The sequence below is a fragment of the Mesorhizobium sp. URHB0026 genome (genome assembly GCF_054059755.1).
This window is the reverse complement of sequence record NZ_JBSSCN010000001.1, coordinates 2,105,586-2,123,857: the sequence shown is the minus strand read 5'-3', so window position 1 is coordinate 2,123,857 and position 18,272 is coordinate 2,105,586. Positions and strand designations below refer to the sequence as shown.

15 protein-coding genes are annotated in these 18,272 nt (G+C 63.5%); 11 read left to right on the top strand and 4 right to left on the bottom strand.

Annotation, left to right across the window (positions count from 1 at the left end):
• Nucleotides 1-42: 42 nt before the first annotated feature.
• The 4 genes from ACVWWD_RS10705 to ACVWWD_RS10690 are packed head-to-tail and all read left to right on the top strand — an operon-like array spanning nucleotide 43 to nucleotide 5,165.
• Nucleotides 43-435: a lasso peptide biosynthesis B2 protein gene (locus tag ACVWWD_RS10705; protein ID WP_245273778.1), complete on the top strand. Its 393-nt coding sequence runs from the start codon at nucleotides 43-45 to the stop codon at nucleotides 433-435.
• Nucleotides 432-2,354, top strand: coding sequence for a lasso peptide isopeptide bond-forming cyclase (locus tag ACVWWD_RS10700; protein ID WP_352552806.1), 1,923 nt, complete (start codon nucleotides 432-434; stop codon nucleotides 2,352-2,354). The genes ACVWWD_RS10705 and ACVWWD_RS10700 overlap by 4 nt, the downstream gene beginning before the upstream one ends.
• The gene (locus ACVWWD_RS10695; RefSeq protein ID WP_457103058.1) at nucleotides 2,351-3,328 is read left to right on the top strand and encodes a serine kinase; all 978 of its coding nucleotides are present in this window, start codon (nucleotides 2,351-2,353) and stop codon (nucleotides 3,326-3,328) included. Before ACVWWD_RS10700 ends, ACVWWD_RS10695 begins: the two co-directional genes overlap by 4 nt.
• The gene (locus tag ACVWWD_RS10690) at nucleotides 3,321-5,165 is read left to right on the top strand and encodes an ABC transporter ATP-binding protein (protein ID WP_352552802.1); all 1,845 of its coding nucleotides are present in this window, start codon (nucleotides 3,321-3,323) and stop codon (nucleotides 5,163-5,165) included. Before ACVWWD_RS10695 ends, ACVWWD_RS10690 begins: the two co-directional genes overlap by 8 nt.
• 22 nt (nucleotides 5,166-5,187) lie before the next feature.
• On the opposite strand, the gene ACVWWD_RS10685 is transcribed toward ACVWWD_RS10690, so the two are convergent.
• Nucleotides 5,188-5,463 (bottom strand): hypothetical protein, encoded by a 276-nt coding sequence (locus ACVWWD_RS10685; protein ID WP_023772463.1) that lies wholly within the window; start codon nucleotides 5,461-5,463, stop codon nucleotides 5,188-5,190.
• Nucleotides 5,464-6,062: 599 nt separating this feature from the next.
• Here ACVWWD_RS10685 and ACVWWD_RS10680 point away from each other — a divergent pair.
• The gene (locus tag ACVWWD_RS10680) at nucleotides 6,063-6,740 is read left to right on the top strand and encodes a sugar transferase (protein WP_015314232.1); all 678 of its coding nucleotides are present in this window, start codon (nucleotides 6,063-6,065) and stop codon (nucleotides 6,738-6,740) included.
• An 86-nt stretch (nucleotides 6,741-6,826) separates the two neighbouring features.
• Entirely contained in the window at nucleotides 6,827-8,083 is a 1,257-nt protein-coding gene (locus ACVWWD_RS10675; RefSeq protein ID WP_352552812.1) for a polysaccharide biosynthesis/export family protein, read from the top strand.
• Nucleotides 8,084-8,273: 190 nt separating this feature from the next.
• Here the strand turns inward: ACVWWD_RS10675 and ACVWWD_RS10670 are convergent, their stop codons facing one another.
• Nucleotides 8,274-9,572 (bottom strand): O-antigen ligase family protein, encoded by a 1,299-nt coding sequence (locus ACVWWD_RS10670; protein ID WP_023792867.1) that lies wholly within the window; start codon nucleotides 9,570-9,572, stop codon nucleotides 8,274-8,276.
• A gap of 457 nt (nucleotides 9,573-10,029) precedes the next feature.
• Between ACVWWD_RS10670 and ACVWWD_RS10665 the strand changes: the two genes are divergently transcribed.
• The 5 genes from ACVWWD_RS10665 to ACVWWD_RS10645 all read left to right on the top strand — a co-directional run bounded on the left by ACVWWD_RS10665 (nucleotide 10,030) and on the right by ACVWWD_RS10645 (nucleotide 15,807).
• Entirely contained in the window at nucleotides 10,030-10,782 is a 753-nt protein-coding gene (locus ACVWWD_RS10665) for an SDR family NAD(P)-dependent oxidoreductase (protein ID WP_023772459.1), read from the top strand.
• A gap of 192 nt (nucleotides 10,783-10,974) precedes the next feature.
• Nucleotides 10,975-11,487, top strand: a complete 513-nt coding sequence (locus ACVWWD_RS10660; RefSeq protein ID WP_352552811.1) for a GH39 family glycosyl hydrolase — start codon at nucleotides 10,975-10,977, stop codon at nucleotides 11,485-11,487.
• Nucleotides 11,480-12,820, top strand: coding sequence for a glucoamylase family protein (locus tag ACVWWD_RS10655; RefSeq protein WP_352552798.1), 1,341 nt, complete (start codon nucleotides 11,480-11,482; stop codon nucleotides 12,818-12,820). Before ACVWWD_RS10660 ends, ACVWWD_RS10655 begins: the two co-directional genes overlap by 8 nt.
• Nucleotides 12,810-14,339 carry a mercuric reductase gene (locus ACVWWD_RS10650; protein WP_023781682.1) on the top strand — a complete coding sequence of 510 codons (1,530 nt, stop codon included), beginning with the start codon at nucleotides 12,810-12,812 and terminating at the stop codon, nucleotides 14,337-14,339. The genes ACVWWD_RS10655 and ACVWWD_RS10650 overlap by 11 nt, the downstream gene beginning before the upstream one ends.
• Nucleotides 14,340-14,547: 208 nt before the next feature.
• Nucleotides 14,548-15,807, top strand: a complete 1,260-nt coding sequence (locus ACVWWD_RS10645) for a glycosyltransferase family 4 protein (RefSeq protein WP_352552796.1) — start codon at nucleotides 14,548-14,550, stop codon at nucleotides 15,805-15,807.
• 152 nt (nucleotides 15,808-15,959) lie between these two features.
• On the opposite strand, the gene ACVWWD_RS10640 is transcribed toward ACVWWD_RS10645, so the two are convergent.
• Nucleotides 15,960-16,535 carry a DUF1349 domain-containing protein gene (locus ACVWWD_RS10640; RefSeq protein ID WP_352552794.1) on the bottom strand — a complete coding sequence of 192 codons (576 nt, stop codon included), beginning with the start codon at nucleotides 16,533-16,535 and terminating at the stop codon, nucleotides 15,960-15,962.
• A 64-nt stretch (nucleotides 16,536-16,599) separates the two neighbouring features.
• Nucleotides 16,600-18,039, bottom strand: coding sequence for an aldehyde dehydrogenase family protein (locus tag ACVWWD_RS10635; protein ID WP_352552792.1), 1,440 nt, complete (start codon nucleotides 18,037-18,039; stop codon nucleotides 16,600-16,602).
• Nucleotides 18,040-18,272: the final 233 nt, after the last annotated feature.

The following is an 18,272-nucleotide window of genomic DNA, read 5'->3' as shown; positions in this document are numbered from 1 at the left end:
AAGCAGCGGCCTGGCAGGCGCAGCGTGGCCAGGATTTTGTCCTTGAGCGGCTCGGAAGCGCTTTTCCTGTGCCGCTGCCTGCTGGTGGTCACGACCGTCCGGCTCGGGCTGACATTGTTCTCCTACAACCGCGTCCGCGGGATGGTGACGCGGCTCAACGCGCACCAATGTGCCAGCATGGGCGAGTTGCGGCTTGTCGCCTGGGGGGTTGCTGCCGCCGCACGGTTCGTTCCGGGCGCCACATGCCTGACCCAGGCGCTGTCGGGCCAATACCTGCTCGCGCGCCAAGGCAATGCGTCGAACATCCGCATCGGCATCGAGCGCGGCACGGGCGAGCAATTGAAGGCGCATGCCTGGCTGGTCAGCGATAACCACATCGTGCTTGGCGGATCCGTCGATGGTTTCGCCCACCTGGTCGACCACGGCAGCCGATGAGCGGCGTAGCCGGAATCCTGCTGCGACAAGGCCCCGCGCCGGCTGAAGCGGCGAGCGACATCCAGCAGATGCTGGCGCGCATGCGCCATCGAGGTCCCGACGGGACGTCGTGGTGGCAGGACAGCGGCGTCGCGCTTGGCCATGCCTGGCTCAACACCACGGACGAAGCCGGCCCCGGCCCGCTGACCATGGCCGGCGGCAAGCTGGCCATCACCGCCGATTGCCGGCTAGATAATCGCGACGAGCTGCTCGCAAGGCTCGGCATCAGGGACAACTCAGTCGCCGATGCGGCGTTGCTGATGCGGGCCTATCTGCGCTGGGGTGAAACGTGCCCCGTGCATCTGCAAGGCGACTTCGCCTTTGCCATCTGGGATGCCGAGCGGCAGCTTTTGTTTTGCGCGCGAGACCATTTCGGGGTCAAGCCTTTCTATTACCACGCAGCGGAACGCCGCTTTGCCTTTGCCTCCGAGATCGGGCCAATGCTCGGCCTCGACGGGGTCGGCGCGCGCCTCAGCGAGCACCGGATTTCGGGGTTCCTGGCCGGGCTGCCCGATGACCCACAGTCCACGCCCTACAGCGACATCTTCGCCCTGCCGGCGCGTCACAGCCTCACCGTCACCGTGCAACGTCTGGTGCTGCGCCGGTACTGGCAGATCGAACCATCCCAGCGCGCACCGCGGCCTGATGCCGCGGAGGAATTCGCCCATCTGTTCGCGCAATCGGTCCGCAACCGCATGCGAGGAAGTCCGTCGATCGGCGCGATGCTGAGCGGCGGCCTCGATTCATCCTCGATCACCTGCGTGGCGGGATTGCAAAATGCGGCCGAGCGCAAGCCGAGGCTACCGACCTTCTCACTCGTGTTCGAAAAGGGTTCATCGATGGACGAGCGCCCGTTCATCGATGCCGTGCTCGATCAGCAGAAAGCCGATCCGACGTTCATCCCAGTCGGCAATTATGCACCCTTCGCAGAATTCGAACGGGTGCTGGAAGAACAGGAAGGCACGTTCCTGGCGCCGGGCCTGACGCTGACCCGCGGTATCTATCGGACGGCCGGCGCCAAGGGCATCAAGGTGCTCCTCGACGGCCATGGCGGCGACGAGGTCGTTTCACAGGGACATGGCCATCTGCACGAGCTTGCCAATGGCGGCAGATGGCTGGACCTTTGGCGCGAGATCCGCAGTGCCTCCAACACCTATGGCGACAGCACGCTCGGCCTGTATTTCCAGTTCCTGACCATCTACGGGCCGGCCTGGCGCATCGCCAGGCTGAGACAGCTGGGGAATCGAGCCCTGAACAGAATGCGCAGGCCCGCCCGGTCGCAGCGTGGCCGCAGCTGGCGCGACCTGATCAATCCGGACCTTGCCAGGCGAACCGAGCTCGTCGACCGGTTCCATCGGGCTGGCTACATGCCGCCTGGCGTCCAAGCCAGCGACGCGCTCAGCCATCGCTGGATCCTGTCCAACGGCTATGTTCCGCACTCTTTCGAGGTTCTGGACAAGGCCGCCGCCAATTTCGGCGTCGAGCCGCGGTACCCCTTCTGGGACAAGCCGCTGGTGGAATTCTGCCTCGGGCTGCCGGGCGAGGAGAAGCTCCGTCATGGGTTTGGCCGCTACGTGCTGCGCCGGGCCATGGAGGGCATCCTGCCGGCGGCGGTACAGTGGCGGCGCGACAAGATCGATTTCACCGCCAATCTGGTCAACGGCATGGTGCACAACCATCGCGACCTGCTGGAGCAGTTGCTGGTCGGCGATGCGGGCCGCATCGCACCCTATGTCAACCTGCCGGAAGTAAACGCCGCCTATGCGCGGCTGCTGCGCCAGCCGGACCAGGCGGCACCGCTCGATGTCCAGTATGTCTGGCGCTCGGCGTCGCTGTCGCTGTGGCTGCGGCAGGTCCAGCATGGCGGGAGCCCCGCATGATGTCTCGCCATGAGCCGTTCGCCGGCGATCTCGACCGTCTTCCCAGCCGCGACAGGACAGCGGGAGAACGAAGTTACTACCGGGCCTACGGCCTGCTCATCGCGTCCGACGTGTCGCTGCCCGAACTGGAGCCGGCGGACCCGGCAACGGCCGACATCGAGATCGTCATCGGCCCGATCGATATGCCCAAGCCTTCGGCGGAGGCAGCGACCGTCTTCCGTTTCGAGCCTGGCCGGCAGTATCTGGCCTGGGAGGCCGTCGGCGCATTCCTGATCAGCGACGCCCGCCGCATCGATGTCCAGCCGGCGCCCGGCGTCGGCGACAGCTTGCTTGCCTTCCCGTTGCTGGGGCCGGTGCTGGCGCTGCTGCTGCACCAGCGCGGCCTGCTGGTGTTGCATGCCAGCGCCATCGCGGTGACCGGCAGGGGCGCCATCTTCATGGGCGATAAGGGCGCCGGCAAATCGACGACGGCAAGCGCGCTGATCCGGGCCGGACACGACCTGCTCACCGACGACGTCGTGGGGCTCGATCTCACCAACCCGGACGAACCGATGATCGTTCCGGGATTTCCGCAGATCAAGCTTGCCGCCGATGCCGCGGCGGCGATCTCGCTTGGGCAAGCGCAAGTGCGACCGCAAGTGCATCCGGCGATCGAGAAGATGCAGCATCGCCTGCACGGCGCCTTCTCCGGCAACAGGGTGCCGGCGGCCAGGATCTACATCCTCGAGCGCGGCGAAAGGGCCGGGATCACCCTCCTGCCTCAAATCGCCGCCTTGCCAGCCATTATCAAATTCTCCTACGTGACGCGGTTTGGCCGCGCGGCGCTCTCCGGCGATTTCGCGGCGATGCATCTTCGCCATTGTTCAGCGATTGCTAACCATGTCGGCGTGTGCCGGCTGGACGTTCCGACGGGCATCGACAGGATCGGCGAGGCTGTGGCGCTGATCGAAAAGGAATTGGCTGGAGATGCCTAGGTCATCGGTCTTCAGCCTGTCGCTGTTTCGCGATGTCGCGGCATTCGGCGCCGTCATTGCCCGGATCGGCGGACGACGAACCTGGACGGCGCTGCTGTTCCTGATCCTCGGCAGCCTGACGGAAGGGGTTTCCATCCTGCTGCTGGTGCCGCTGCTGCACCTGGTCGGCCGTGCCGACCAGGATTTCGCGGTAAGACTGCCCAATATCGATTTCCTGCGCTGGCTGGTGCCCGGCGGAACGCTGCAGCTGACCACGGTGCTTTGCGCGCTGGTCGGGCTTGTTGCCGTGCAGGCAGCCTTCAACCGCTTCAAGTCGGTGTACATGGCAAGGCTGCTCTTCGATTTCATCAACCGCTTGCGCATGAACCTGTTCGAGAGCATCGGCAAGGCGCGCTGGGGCGTGTTCACGCGCATGCGCGGCTCCGATCTCGACCATGCCCTGACCGGAGACATAGACCGCGTCCAAGGGGCGGCTTTTGCCCTGCTAATGCTGGTGCAGATCGCCGTGCTGCTGGCGGGCTATCTGGTGATTTCCATGTTCATATCGCCGGTCATGACGGCGTTTGCCGTCGCCATCGGCATCGTGATGTTCATAGCGCTGCAGCCCTTTCGCTCGCGAGCCACCGCCTTCGGCCGGATCCTGACGACCAATCGCCAGGACCAGTACCGCACGGTCTCGGAATTTCTGGGTGGCATCAAGGTGGCCAAGAGCCTGAATGTCGAGGCCAGCTATTTCGCGCAGCTGCAGGTCACGCTCGAAAAGATGAAAGCCGACAATATCGCCTATGTCCGCAACTCTTCGATCGGCACCGCCGTGTTCCAGGTGGCGAGCGTCGTGGGCTTGAGCGTCTTCATCTATGTGGCGTTGGTCCGCTTCCACCTGTCGCTGGCCGAGATCGTCGTGCTGCTCCTGGTCTTCATGCGCATCGCGCCGCGGTTCATGGACATGCAGACGCAGGCCCAGCAGGTGCTGATCAACCTGCCCGCCTATACGGCAATGCGCAACCTGCAGGCGCGTTTCGACGCCGAACGGGAGCCTGGCCATGTCGACTCCACGGATGCCCGCAAGCTGACCCTCGATACGGGGCTAAACATTCGCGACGTCTCCTTCGTCTACGACGACGGCGCCGGCAAGGCAGTGGTGAGCGACATCACCTTCGGCCTTCCGGCCGGCAAGGTCACGGCGCTCATCGGCCCGTCCGGGTCAGGCAAGAGCACGATCGCCGACATGCTGCTCGGGCTGCTCGAGCCGACCGCCGGCAAGATCCTCGTCGACGGCGTCGAGATTGATGCGGGCAATCGCCGCCGCTGGCGCGATCAGGTGGCCTATGTGCCGCAGGACGTGTTCCTGCTGCATGACACGATCGCGGCGAACCTGCGCCTCGCCGCGCCCCAGGCCAGCGAGGACGACTTGTGGAGGGCACTGCGCGCCGCTCACGCCGGCGATTTCGTGGACCGACTGGACCTGAGGCTGAATACCGTGGTCGGCGACCGCGGCGTGCGCCTCTCGGGCGGCGAGCGCCAGCGCATCGCGCTGGCACGTGCTTTGCTGCGCAAGCCGTCACTGCTCATCCTGGACGAGGCAACAAGCGCGCTCGACTGGCAGAACCAGTCGCTTATCGCCCGGTCGATCGACGGCCTGCGCGGCGCAATGACGATCCTGACCATCGCGCACCGGCCGTCGATGATCGCCTTCGCCGACTGGGTGGTGGCGATGGAAGATGGTCGTGTGGTGGAGGTCGGGCAATATCAGCGGTTGAAGGCGAAGCCGGGGAGCCGGTTGTCCCGGATGCTATCGGGAGAACAGTCGGAAACCGAACCCGCCGATGTGGCCTGAGGACGATGATGTCCCCGTTGATCTAATGCAGCCCCCGCCGGACGCTGCCCAGCTTCTCGCCCTCGGGCACGTCGGTGGAGTTCTGTTTTCTCTCGGCTTCGCGCAGCCTGTCGGCAGGCGTTGGCGCGCTCCTGGCGATCATGGCATAGACGACCGCGAAATAACCGGTCTGGATGACCACCGCGCAGATGATGACACGCAGCAGTGTCGTGCCAAGCGAAGCTCCACCCAGCCAGGACCAGGCGACGACGATCGCGAGCGCGAACAGCATCCCAACGATGAATTTTGGAAGCGACATACCCAACAGCCCATAAACCGGCTCGGGTATATCCAACGATAGCCCCACCCGAGCGCCGTCCCTTGTGATGCGGGCTTGTTAAACCACCCGCTCTCGACCGGTTGCTTCCGGCCTTTCAACCTGTCGCCACCGTAACAGGTATAATTTGCAATTCTATTAAGGCGAGCAGAAGGCGGCAAGGGCAACCGCACATATTTTTGATTGAGCTTACGCGTTCGACTCTGCCATGCTGCAACGCACCCGGCCGCATTTCACTCAACCTGCAGCCATTGTAAATCTGGAGTACAACCCGTAATATTAGATGGTATTTTAGGTGAATAGTCTAGAATATAGCGTCGCCGTTAAGGACTCGTATGCTCCGGATCCCGACAGTGGGAACGCACCGCCCAAAAATCGCCCCAAAAACGTCCGGATTTTTTTATGCTTGCCCATTTATTGTCACAAATGTGCTAAAAATTCCGAAATTTGAGCAGGACTAGCTTATTATTTGGTCAATTCATGACGCGACTATTTCAGCGGCGTGGGAAATTGTGTGTTGCGCTGCAGCATTTTTTTGGTATCGTGCGGTAAACCATTCGTTGAACGCATGGAGTTTCCGTATGAGGGATATTGCCAAGTCGGCCACGGCGGGGTTTTCGCAGGCCGACACCGACTTTCCGCCGCCGATCGGCGGCCTCATCAAGCGGAGTTTCGACATCGTCGGTTCGCTGGCTGGACTGATCGCGCTCAGCCCGCTGTTCATAATGATAGCGTTGCTCGTCAAATTCTCCGATGGCGGATCGGTTTTCTACGGTCACCGCCGAATCGGGCGCGGCGGACGGCTCTTCTCCTGCCTCAAGTTCCGCACCATGGTTCCGGACGGCGACAAGGTGCTGGCCGCCTATCTCGCGACCAATCCAGAGGCCAATGCGGAATGGATAGCGACCCGCAAGCTGAAGAACGATCCGCGCGTCACCCGCGTCGGAACGGTGCTGCGCAAGCTGAGCCTCGATGAATTGCCGCAGATCATCAACATCCTCCAGGGTGACATGAGCCTTGTCGGGCCTCGCCCGGTGGTCCGGGACGAACTTGAAATCTATGGCAGCGCGGCTGTCTACTATCTGAAGTCCCGGCCCGGGCTGACCGGCCTGTGGCAGGTCAGCGGCCGCAACGACGTTTCCTATGACAGCCGCGTCGCGTTCGACCGCCACTATGTCGAGAACTGGTCGCTGTTCGAGGACGTTCGCATCATCATCAGAACAGTGCCGGCCGTCTGGATGTCGCGCGGTTCTTACTGATCGGCCGGCAGGATCAAGGCATCCGGCGGCAAGCTCATCGGGCGATGGGGGCTAAAACGGATCGGAACGCTCAGTTGAAGATAGACATTTTCGAAGCCTTTGGCAGCGGCCCGCTTTCCGGCCGCTCGCGACTCGTGGCGACCTGCCTTGCGATGTCGTTCGCTTTTCCCCAGATGGCCCCCGCCGACGATTACCGTCTGGGCTCCCAGGACAAGCTCACCATCCGCATCGCCGAATGGCAGACCGTCGAAAGCACGTTCCGCGACTGGTCGTCGGTCAATGGCCAATATACGATCGGCCCGGCAGGCACGCTGTCGGTGCCTTTCGTCGGCGAGTTGCCGGCGGCCGGCAAGACCACGGCGGAGGTCGCCGCGGCGATCGGCGAGGCGCTGCAGCACAAGCTCGCTTTATCGGACAAGCCCGAAGCCTCGGTCGAAATGGCGCAGTTCCGCCCCTTCTACATTTCGGGCGAGGTGCAGAATCCCGGGCAATTTCCCTTTGTGCCCGATCTTACGGTGCTGAAAGCGATCAGCGTCGCCGGAGGCATCAGGCGCAACGCCGACTACGGTCCCCAGCTCGGCAAGGACCTGGTGACCGCCAAGGGCAATTTCGATATCTCCGACGACCAGCGCGTTCGGCTGATCGTCAAGCGCGCCCGCATCGACGCCGACATGGCGGGCAAGACGAGTTTTGAGGCACCCAAGGAGGTCGAAGGCGATCCCCGGCTGCCGACCATCGTCGCCGACGAGATGACAATCCTTACCGCCGACCAGAAGGCGCTGAAGCTCAAGCTCGAGGCGCTCGATGATCTCAAGGGTGTGCTGCAGGCCGAAATCGAATCGCTGCAGAAGAAGATCGTCAACCAGCAGAAGCAGGTCGACCTGGCCCAGCAACAGCTAGCCAGCATCGGTCCGCTGGCCCAGAAGGGCCTGGTGGCCAATGCGAGGCTTCTGGATTCGCAGCAGTCCGTCACCGACCTGCAGGGCAAGATCCTGGACTACGAGACAGCCATCCTGACCGCCAAGCAGGCGATCAGCAAGGCGACGCAGGACGCCATCGACGCCCAGAACACCTTGAGTTCGACCCTCGCCGCCGATCGCCAGCAGACCGAAGCCGACCTGAACGAGGCCGCGCTGAAGGTGAATATGCAAAAAGGCCTGATAGCCCAGGCCACGGATCCCGCGACGACGGCCGCCATTACCAACGACCAGCACCCTACCTTGCTCTATTCGCTGGTGCGCGATGTCGACGGCAAGACCACCGAAATCGCCGCCAAGGAAGACACACCGGTGCTGCCCGGCGATGTGATCAAGATCAAGCTGGCGCCGCTGGCCAGCCAGTAGAGACGCGGAACCGTCGCGCGGCCCGCCGCGTACGATCCATAGCGCAAGAACTTTGAGCCTCCGCCAAGCCTGCTTGGCGGAGGCTTTTGCTGATTGATCTTCAGCACCGGAAAACCAGAATGGCTGTTGACGCAATTCCGAACGGAACCGCTACGCGTTTTCCCGCGATGGCTTTAGCGGACACTCGTCATTACTCGGCTGCCGCGGGACGGTGAGGCCAAGCTGCCTGTCCAGCCTTCGCATCCGCCGGCTCGAAAGCCGGTGACCATCGCGTGCGGGTGACCGGCAACCGCGCCAGCTTGAAGAAGCTGAAATACATCAGGAATGAACCCATGATGTAGGGGTTGAGTATCTCGACCTCGACGAAGGAGCGGATGAGCAGCAGCACCATCACGCCGATGAGAACCACCGATTCGGCCTGCCATGTCTTGAAGATCACCGCCGCGATGTGGCCGAAGAGCGTGCGCAGCATGATCAGCGATATCAGCACGGCCCCGGTGAAGCCGAGTTCGACAAGGGCTTCGACATAGGTGTTGTGGAAATGGAAGCCGGTGCGGGTGCTGATGTAGAACTCGTTCCACAGCCGCTCCGCCTCGGCAAAGCCCTGCACCCAATAGGCGGCATAGCCGACGCCAAGGATCGGCGATCGCATCGCGGCGTTCCAGCCCTGCTCCCAAAGATAAGTCCGCCCGGTGAGCGTCGAATCCTTGCCGAAGATGCCAAGCACGAAGTCCATGAGCCCGAGATTGAGGGCGACGATGGCTACCACGACGATCATGCCGGCGCCGACCAGGAAGATCACCCGGCGGTAGCGTCGCGACAAAAGCTTGCTCATCGCAAGAAGCGCCACCAGCGCCAGAACCGCCGGTATCGAGGCCATCGAGGTGGCGGAATGCGAGACGACCAGCACATAGGCCGACAACAGCACGACCGGCACGGTCAGCATGAAACTCAGCCGGCCACGCCGAAGGAAAGCAAGGAACACGACCGAGAAATAGATGCCGAGCGAGCCGACGAAGCCGATCTGGTTCTTGGAGGCGAAGGCGCCGACGAAATTATAGGTGCCGTCGAGGACATCCTCGGAATAGGCGCCGACCTTCAGCGAATAGAGCAGGACGAAGAATATGCCGACCAGAGCGCCTATCGTCAGGGTGCGGACGCTGACGGTGCGTGCGGCGACATAGGCGCAGGCGATATGGGACAAGTACTGGACCGCCGTTCTGGCGGTGACGCCGGGCGCCTGCGACCAGAACACGGAAAAGCCGATATAGGCCGCGAAGAGCAGCGGCAGCCAGGCGCTGGACAGTTGCCGCAGGAAACGCTGGTAGTCGACCAGAATGAGCGGAAGCCAGACGGCATAATAGGCCAGGATCAGCACCTGGCCGAAAATGACGGAATAGGAGAACGCCCAGATCGAAACGGCAATGGCAAAGCTGCCATAGACCGAATTCTTCTCGGGATCGACGAGCAGGGATTTGGGAATTTTCATCTCACGGTCCCGTCGACACGACCCAGGATCGGCAGGCCGCGAACCAGCCGGCATTTCCGCAAACAGGGTCGTACAAGAAACGGCGTCTCCATTGTGCAGTGCAATATAACCTATCGCACCCCGTGCTCAATGGCAAATCCGGTCACCTTGTCTTACAGCGCGGCGATCGCCGAGAGACCGCTTGCCAGCAACCGACCAATCGGACGCGCGCTCCGGCTGCCCATCGGGAACGAGTCGCTGCCCTTGATGTTCCTTGGTCCATGGGTATGCCGAAATCGGCCCGCCATGGTGGGTATGGTGGAAAAGCTGCGCGACCAGTTCGAAGGAGCCGCGCCATAATCCGTCCGATTGGCCCAGACGATCCGGCCGCATGCCGGCTTGAACTCGGCCCGCGGTAACCTCACACTCCCTGGGGCGGGGCGTCACACGGGTCAGCCAACATGGACAGGGGAATGACATGCCGATGAACTTTGCGGGACGCTTCGCCGGCCGGTCGGCGGTGATCACCGGAGGCGCCTCGGGCATCGGCCTCGCGGTCGCGCAGAGGATCGTCGACGAAGGCGGGCGCGTCTGCGTCTGGGATCGCGATCCCGCACAGATCGAACAGGCGAAAGCCATTGTTCCCGGCCTGCGTGGAGTGACGTTGGACGTTGCGGATGCGGCAAGTGTGGAGGTCGCCGCACGATCGACGATCGAAGCCTTCGGCGGGGTCGACATACTGGTCACCAGTGCGGCCATCACCGGCCCCAACATGACCACCTGGTCCTATTCGGTCGAGGACTGGCGTGGGGTCATCGACATCAACATCAACGGCGTCTTCTACTGCAACAAGGCGCTGGTGCCACACATGCTCGAGCGCAACTATGGCCGCATCGTCAACATCGCCTCGATCGCCGGCAAGGAAGGCAATCCCAATGCTTCCGCCTACAGCACCTCGAAGGCGGCGGTGATTGGCCTGACCAAGTCGCTCGGCAAGGAACTCGCCAAGACCAAGGTGACGGTCAATTGCGTGACGCCGGCCGCCGTGCGCACCGCGATCTTCAAGCAGATGAAGCAGGAGCACATCGATTTCATGCTCTCCAAGATACCGATGGCGCGGTTCGGCGAGGTCGAGGAGGTGGCGGCGCTGATCTCATGGATCGCCTCGGAGGAATGCTCGTTCACCACGGCCGCCGTGTTCGACGTCTCGGGCGGCCGCGCCACCTACTGATGCACTACAAATCCGCGTGAGCAGGCAACGAATATGCCATCGCCGGCGTCTAGTCGGTATGGAAGGTGCAGAAACGGCAAACATTTCAGACAGTCCCACGGGCGTGACCTTTCGCCGCGACCTCGGCGTCCAGGGCGAGGAATGGAGGCGAGAGGGCTGGTTCAGGGCTACAGCTACTGAGCCTTTTCGGATATTCTCGACGAGAATTATTTTCCATCCCTGCCCTTTCATGGTGGTTTCGGCCTGATGAACCTTCACGGCGTCGCCAAACCGGCTTACCGTGCCTTCGAAATGCTGCATGGCCTTGGAACCGAAATCCTGTCGACTCAAGGCAATCACCCCACCGTCGACAGTTGGTGTGTGCGCGACGGAAATTCGTTGACCGTGCTGATTTCCAACTTCGCCTTGCCGCGGCATCCGATCGCGAACGAGACCGTGCAGATTCAACTTGAGAATGCACGGCGGCCCGACATGGCAACCATCCGATGCGTCGATGCAGCAAATGCCAACCCCAAGACGCCATGGGTGAAGATGGGAAGTCCCGATTACCTGAGCCGAGCAATGGTAGACCATTTGGATGCGGCCTCCGCGATGCCGGAACAGGCGCAAGCGATCGCCTTCAGCGATCATGCCCTTCTGGTCGATGTCACCGTACCGGCGCAGGGCGTTGCCGCCAATAGGCAGGAGTTTTTATCGTTTGCTTAGAGCAGATCCCGCCGCGCTGGCCGATGACGAACTGCTGGACCACTGTCAACGCGCCGCCTTCGGCTATTTTCTGGAGAACGTGAACCCCGACAACGGGCTGGTCGCCGACACGTCGCGGCCCAATTCGCCGTGCAGCATCGCCGTCGTCGGGTTCGCCCTGTCCTGCTATCCGATCGGCGTCGAACGTGGCTGGATAGCGCGCGACGCGGCTGCCCGCCTGACCCTTGCGGCGCTACGCTTTTTCCAGACCAGCACGCAAGGCAGCGGTCACGACGTCACCGGCCACAAGGGTTTTTACTACCACTTTCTCGACATGAGGAGCGGCTTGCGCGTTTGGCGCTGCGAACTGTCGATGGTGGATACCGCCCTGCTGATCGCCGGCATGCTGGTGGCGAGCGCGTATTTTTCCGGCGACAGCGACGACGAAGCCGAAATCCGCCACCTGGCCGAGGCGCTTTACAGGCGGGTCGACTGGCGATGGGCGCAAGGCAGCAGCCCGACGCTCCGCCAGGGCTGGAAGCCGAGGAGCGGCTTTCTGCATTATGGCTGGGAAGGCTATAACGAGGCGACGATCCTCTATGTGCTGTCGATGGCCTCTCCGGACCGCCCGACCTCGGACGACAGCTACGAGGCCTGGACGGCGACCTATCAATGGGAAAACATCTACGGCCACGACGTGCTCTATGGCGGGCCGCTGTTCATGCACCAGTTCTCGCATGCCTGGATCGATTTCTCCGGCATCCGCGACGCTTTCATGCGGGAGAAGAATTCGGACTATTTCGAAAACAGCCGCCGCTCGACATACCTTCACCGCGACTACGCCCGGCACAACCCTTACGGCTTTGACGGCTATGGCGAGAATTTGTGGGGCCTTTCGGCCGGAGACGGACCGGGCGGCTTCCGCGCCAGCGTGGAGCGGCGGACCCACAGGTTTTCCGGCTATGCCGCGCGCGGCGCGCCTTTCGGACCGGATGACGGGACAATCGCGCCATGGTCCTATCCGGCGTCGTTGCCCTTTGCGCCGGACATTTGCCTGGCGGCGCTGCGTCACCTCGTCGATCGTTATCCGGAGGTACTCGACAATTTCCGGCTGCCGAGCGGTTTCAACCCGACATTGGCCAACCGGCGCAAATTCGGCCGCGCCGGCTGGGTGTCGGAAGGCCATTACGGGCTTGACCAGGGCATCGCGGTGATGATGATCGAAAACCACCGTTCCGGACTGATCTGGGAGTTGATGCGTTCCAATCCCCATATCCGTCGCGGCCTGGACAAGGCGGGTTTCACCGGCGGATGGCTGTCGCGGCCGGTATCCGGAGGGCGCGATGTCGCGTGAACCGACGAGAACCGCCGTCTTCCCTCTCGACAGCAACGACGTCGAACTGATCAGGGGCGCGCATCCCGCGCACTGGAAGAACCCGACCCCGAACGGCCTCTACAATCTCGTCGTCATCGGCGCCGGGCCGGCCGGGTTGACCGCCGCGCGTGACGCCGCGAGCCTTGGCGCAAAGGTCGCGCTGATCGAACGCGGGCTGATCGGTGGTGCCTGCGTCAATGTCGGCGGTATTCCGTCGAAGTCGATCATCCGCACGGCCAGGCTCTATGCCGATATGCGCGATGCCGAGAGCTTTGGCGGCGACCCGCCAGACCACCTTCGCGTCGACTTTCAACGGGCGATGACACGGATGCGGCAGATACGGCAGCGGATCAGCCGTGCCAATTCGGCCGTTTCCGTCGCAGCCGAGGGCATCGACCTCTATTTCGGCGAAGCGCGCTTCGGCGGACCGGACACCGTCGTGGTCGCGGACAGGACCCTCCATTTCAAGAAGGCATTGGTCGCGACGGGGGCGCATGCCAGCGGGCCCGCGATCCCAGGACTTGCCGAGGCCGGTTATCTCGACAACGAGACCATGTACGACCTTACGCAATGCCCGCCGCGGCTCCTCGTCATCGGCGGAGGGCCGCTCGGCTGCGAGATGGCGCAGGCCTTCTGCCTGCTCGGCGCCAAGGTCATCCTGGCGCAGAGCGATCCGATGTTCCTGCCCGGCGAGGAGCGCGACGCCGCTCAGATCCTTTCGGATGCGCTGGCACGCGAGGGGATCGAGGTGCGGCTGAACACCGAAGTGGTGGCGGTGCGGATGGAGGGCGGAAAGAAGGCCGCCGACCTGATGCGGGATGGCGACATGACGACGATTTCGGTCGATGAGATCATCACCGGCGTCGGCCGTTCACCCAACGTCGATGGCCTGGGCCTCGATGAGGCCGGAGTGGCCTATGACGTCAACGGCATCAAGGTCGACGATTATCTGCGATCCACCAACCCACATGTCTACGCGGCGGGCGACGTCTGCCTCGAATACAAGTTCACCCACACCGCCGAGGCAGCAGCGCGCATCGTCGTGCGCAATGCTCTGTTTCGCGGCCGCGAAAGGCTCAGCGAACTGGTTATCCCCTGGTGCACCTATACCGATCCGGAGATCGCCCATGTCGGTCTCTATCCCCTGGAGGCGCGGCGCAACGGCATTCCCGTCAAGACCTATACGGTCCTGATGCACGATGTCGCCCGCGCCGTGATGGACGGCGAGGAGGAAGGGTTCGTCAAGATCCATGTCAGGGAGGGGTCCGACCGCATCCTGGGGGCGACGGTCGTCGCCAGCCATGCCGGCGAGATGATCAACGCGGTGACCCTCGCTATCCGGTCGGGCATGGGATTGCATGCGTTGGCCGACGTCATCCATCCATTCCCGACACAGGCGCAAGGCATCAAGATGGCGGGCGACGCCTACAGACGGACACGGTTCACTTCATTGCGCAGGCGCCTGGCGGCCCGCTGGCTGGCCTGGTCCAGGCGATAAGCCTTTGCGCTCGGTCCCAGCCGGACCCGCATTGCGGCCGATCCGCAAGGCAAGCGCGCCGGGCATCAGACCATGATCCAGCGCTTGACGAAGGCACGGTTCGGCTAAACAAGTCGAAGCTGATTTCTGAGGTGGCGGAGGCCTCGTTAATGTCGTCCGAGAAAGAGCTTGCGCCGCTACTCCTGGCGCGAAGCGTCGGGCGTCCGCTTTGAGCGCGCGGCCCGACGTCGACATGCCGGCGCACGGCAGCCGGCGACGCGTGCTGATCGTGTGCCATGAGCCGGCGTTTCCGCCGACTTCCGGCGCGGATCTGCGCAACTATCGCAATGCCGTGGCGGCGGCCGCGTTGGGACCGGTCTGCCTGGCCTCGGTGCGGCCCAGGGCCATCGCCATGACCGCGCCCGATCCGCTTATCCGCACCGAGGCGCTGTCGATCGAGGGAGAGCCCCGGACGGCTTCCATCGGATGGTGGCGCCTAAGGGAGGAGCATCGCATTTCGCGCGCGGCGCTGGCGCGGCTGGAAGCACTGATCCTGGAGTTCCGCCCGGACACCGTCGTGGTCGAGAGCATCGGCCTGTTCAAGCTGCTGCGGCCTTTGCGCTCGCTGGCAAAGCAGCTCATCCTCGATATGCACAATGTCGAGTCCGACCTGTCCGCGCAGATGAAACGCGCCGAAGCCACCGCATCGCGCTTTTCCGTGGCCGCATCGCGGCCTGGCATCAGGCATCTCGAAAGAAAGGCGCTCGCCCTTGTCGACAGGGTCTGGGTCTGCTCGAACGAGGACCGCGAGAAGCTGATGCGCGTTGCCGGGCGCACGATGCCCATCGATGTCGTTCCCAATGGAATTCCCAACGTCGAGGCGATTCCCGATATGCTGCCCGCGGAACCGTCGGCCGACAGCGGCTTTCCGGTGATCCTTTTCATAGGTCATCTCGGCTATCCTCCGAATGTCGACGCCGCCGGGCGATTGGCCCGGACCATATTGCCCCGCATCCGCCAGGCCTTGCCCGACGCGAAGCTGGTTCTAGCCGGACGCGGCCCGGAACCGCCCGTGCTGGCCCTGGGCGGATTGCCCGATGTCGAGCTCGTCGAAGATCCCGAAAGCGTGGCGCCGCTCCTGTCCGGCGCGCATCTCAGCATCGTCCCGCTCCGGGCGGGCGGGGGCACGCGCATCAAGATCCTGGAGGCGATGGCCTGGGGGGTGCCGGTGATCGCGACACCGCTCGCGGCCGAGGGCCTGGGCCTGGTCGAGAACGACGAGGTGCTGCTGTCGGCCAGCGACGAAGGCCTGGGCGCCATGGCCGTCCAACTTTCACTCGACGCCGGGCGCCGGGCAAGGCAGCGCGTGCGCGCCCATCAGGCCGTATGGGCAAGGTTTGGCCCGCAAGCGATCCGCGATGCCGTCCGCGTCGGGCTTGCCCTGGACAGTGACGGCGATGACGACCAGCCATCTCCGAGCACCCCATGAGCCGCCGATGGTCCTGCGGATCCTGCACCAGACGTGGAAGACCGACAACGTTCCCGAACGCTTCCAGGCCTATGCCGAGCGCTGGAGCGCACTGGGGTCGCAATGTCCTACCGGTCCGTTCGCACACGCCACGCGGAGCCCGGTTGCCAGGGTCAGTCGTGCAGATCCCGCGCAATCGGCGGGCCGACCGAAAATCCGGAGAACGTGACTTCGAAACCTTCCCGCTGCGGCGAACAGCACATCACGCCGACATCGATCATCCTCGAGGTCGGGAAATAGGCGAGCCGCACCGGCTTCCAATGACCGTCGGAAGCGTCGAGATACTGGACGCGGACCGCCTCGCCGTGGCGGGTCAGGCGGATCCTGACGCCGTCAGGGCCGGCGGCAATGGCCACCAGCGACCAGTCCGAAGTGTCGTTGGTGACGACGACGGAGAAATAGGCAAGGCCATCGGTGTATTCGATGCCGGCCTTGATCCATTGCGTTTCGCTCAGTCGGACCATCAGCCCGGCCTGGTCGTAAAGCACCTCGTAGTCGCCCTTGACGGTCACTTCGGCGGTGAAATCGCCCTCGACCCGCCGATACAGGAAGTGGCCGTTGTCGCGCCAGAAGCCATAGAAGGTCTCACGCCAGAAATCGGTTTCCTTGCCGGTGCGCACGCGCACGCCATCACCTTCGATCGCATGGTGCGGCGGCGGGTTGAGCCAGGTCAGGTCCTGCAATGTCATCCCTTTGCACCGGTCCGTTTCCAGAGGAGGTGACGGTCCGCCGGCGGTCGGCCGGCGCGCCAGATCATCCCGCGAACGTATAGGCGGTCTTTACCGTGGTGTAGAACTCCATGGCATAGCGGCCCTGTTCGCGCGGACCGAAGCTCGAACCCTTGCGACCACCGAAAGGAACGTGGAAATCGACGCCCGCCGTCGGCAGGTTGACCATCACCATGCCGGCTTCGGAGTTGCGCTTGAAATGCGTGGCGTGCTTGAGGCTCGACGTGCAAATGCCAGAGGTCAGGCCGAACGGAGTGTCGTTGGCAACGGCAAGCGCCTCGTCATAATCCTGGACCCGGATGACGCTGGCGACGGGGCCGAAAATCTCCTCGCGCGAACTGCGCATGGCGTTGGTGGCCTCGGTCAACAGCGCCGGCTTGAGATAGAAGCCCGGCGTTTTGCGGTCGAGCCGTTCGCCGCCGAAAGCGAGCGTGGCGCCTTCGCGGACGCCGATTGCGATATAGTCTTCGTCCTGCTTAAGCTGGGTCGCGTCGACGACCGGGCCGATCTGGGTCCGCGCGTCGAGCGCGTCGCCGATCACCAGCTTATCCATGCGCTCCTTGAGCGCGTCGACGAAACGGTCGTGGATGCCTTTGGTGACGATCAAACGCGACGAGGCCGTGCAGCGCTGGCCGGTCGAGAAGAAGGCGCCGTTTAGCGCGCAATCGACAGCGACCACGAGATCGGCATCGTCGAGCACGACCAGCGGATTCTTGCCGCCCATTTCAAGCTGGAACTTGCGCATGTGCTCGACGCTTGCCGCCGCGACGCGCTTGCCGGTTCCCACCGAGCCGGTGAAGGAGATGGCGTTGACGTCGGGACTGTCGAGCATCGCCTGGCCGACCACCGAGCCCTTGCCCATGACGAGGTTGAGCACGCCCTTGGGCAGGCCGGCGCGATGCAGGATGTCGACGATGGACCAGGCGCTTTCGGGAACGAGCTCGGCCGGTTTGAAGACGATGGTGTTGCCATGGGCCAGCGCCGGAGCGATCTTCCAGGCGGGAATGGCAATAGGGAAATTCCACGGTGTGATGATGCCGACCACGCCGACCGCTTCGCGCGTGATCTCGACGCCGACGCCCGGCCGCACGCTTGGCACCACCTCTCCCGACAGGCGCAATGTTTCGCCGGCAAAGAAATCGAATATCTGGGCGGCGCGGATGGTCTCGCCAATGCCCTCGGCCAGCGTCTTGCCTTCCTCACGCGCCAGATTGCGGCCGAGTTCGTCCTTGCGCGCCACGATCTCGTCGGCCGCCTTTTTCAGCACCGCATGGCGCGCCAGCGGACCGGAACGGGACCACGCTGGAAACGCCGCCTTGGCCGCCGCTATCGCCTGGCCCGCCTGTTCGACCCCCGCCGAAGCATATTCGCCGACGACGTCGCCGGTATCCGAGGGGTTGATGTTGCGGGAGCCGGCATCGCCGACCCATTCACCATCGATGAGGTTCTTTCGAAACGCTGTCATGTCCTTGCCTTCCTGGCTGTTGGCCGCGCGGCGGCATCTGTCTGAAGTGGTATTTGCCAGACAATTGCCTTGCGGGAAAGCGCGCACTGTGTCTGGAGACCGCGACAAAAATCCCCGGGCTGCGCTCATGCCTTCGGGGCAGCGGCGACAGAGCCGCCTCGCCAAGCAATCCGGCTAACATGGGCGGGCAGCGCTCCGGGTCAAGGCCGGAGGGCCCTGTACAGATATGTCCA

Excerpts from the sequence above, each read along its gene's own strand:
- ACVWWD_RS10680 (WP_015314232.1), top strand. The coding sequence starts at position 6,063 with ATGAGGGATATTGCCAAGTCGGCCACGGCGGGGTTTTCGCAGGCCGAC.
- ACVWWD_RS10640 (WP_352552794.1), bottom strand. The coding sequence starts at position 16,535 with ATGACATTGCAGGACCTGACCTGGCTCAACCCGCCGCCGCACCATGCG.
- ACVWWD_RS10685 (WP_023772463.1), bottom strand. The coding sequence starts at position 5,463 with ATGTCGCTTCCAAAATTCATCGTTGGGATGCTGTTCGCGCTCGCGATC.
- ACVWWD_RS10635 (WP_352552792.1), bottom strand. The coding sequence starts at position 18,039 with ATGACAGCGTTTCGAAAGAACCTCATCGATGGTGAATGGGTCGGCGAT.
- ACVWWD_RS10690 (WP_352552802.1), top strand. The coding sequence starts at position 3,321 with ATGCCTAGGTCATCGGTCTTCAGCCTGTCGCTGTTTCGCGATGTCGCG.
- ACVWWD_RS10665 (WP_023772459.1), top strand. The coding sequence starts at position 10,030 with ATGCCGATGAACTTTGCGGGACGCTTCGCCGGCCGGTCGGCGGTGATC.
- ACVWWD_RS10670 (WP_023792867.1), bottom strand. The coding sequence starts at position 9,572 with ATGAAAATTCCCAAATCCCTGCTCGTCGATCCCGAGAAGAATTCGGTC.
- ACVWWD_RS10650 (WP_023781682.1), top strand. The coding sequence starts at position 12,810 with ATGTCGCGTGAACCGACGAGAACCGCCGTCTTCCCTCTCGACAGCAAC.
- ACVWWD_RS10695 (WP_457103058.1), top strand. The coding sequence starts at position 2,351 with ATGATGTCTCGCCATGAGCCGTTCGCCGGCGATCTCGACCGTCTTCCC.
- ACVWWD_RS10700 (WP_352552806.1), top strand. The coding sequence starts at position 432 with ATGAGCGGCGTAGCCGGAATCCTGCTGCGACAAGGCCCCGCGCCGGCT.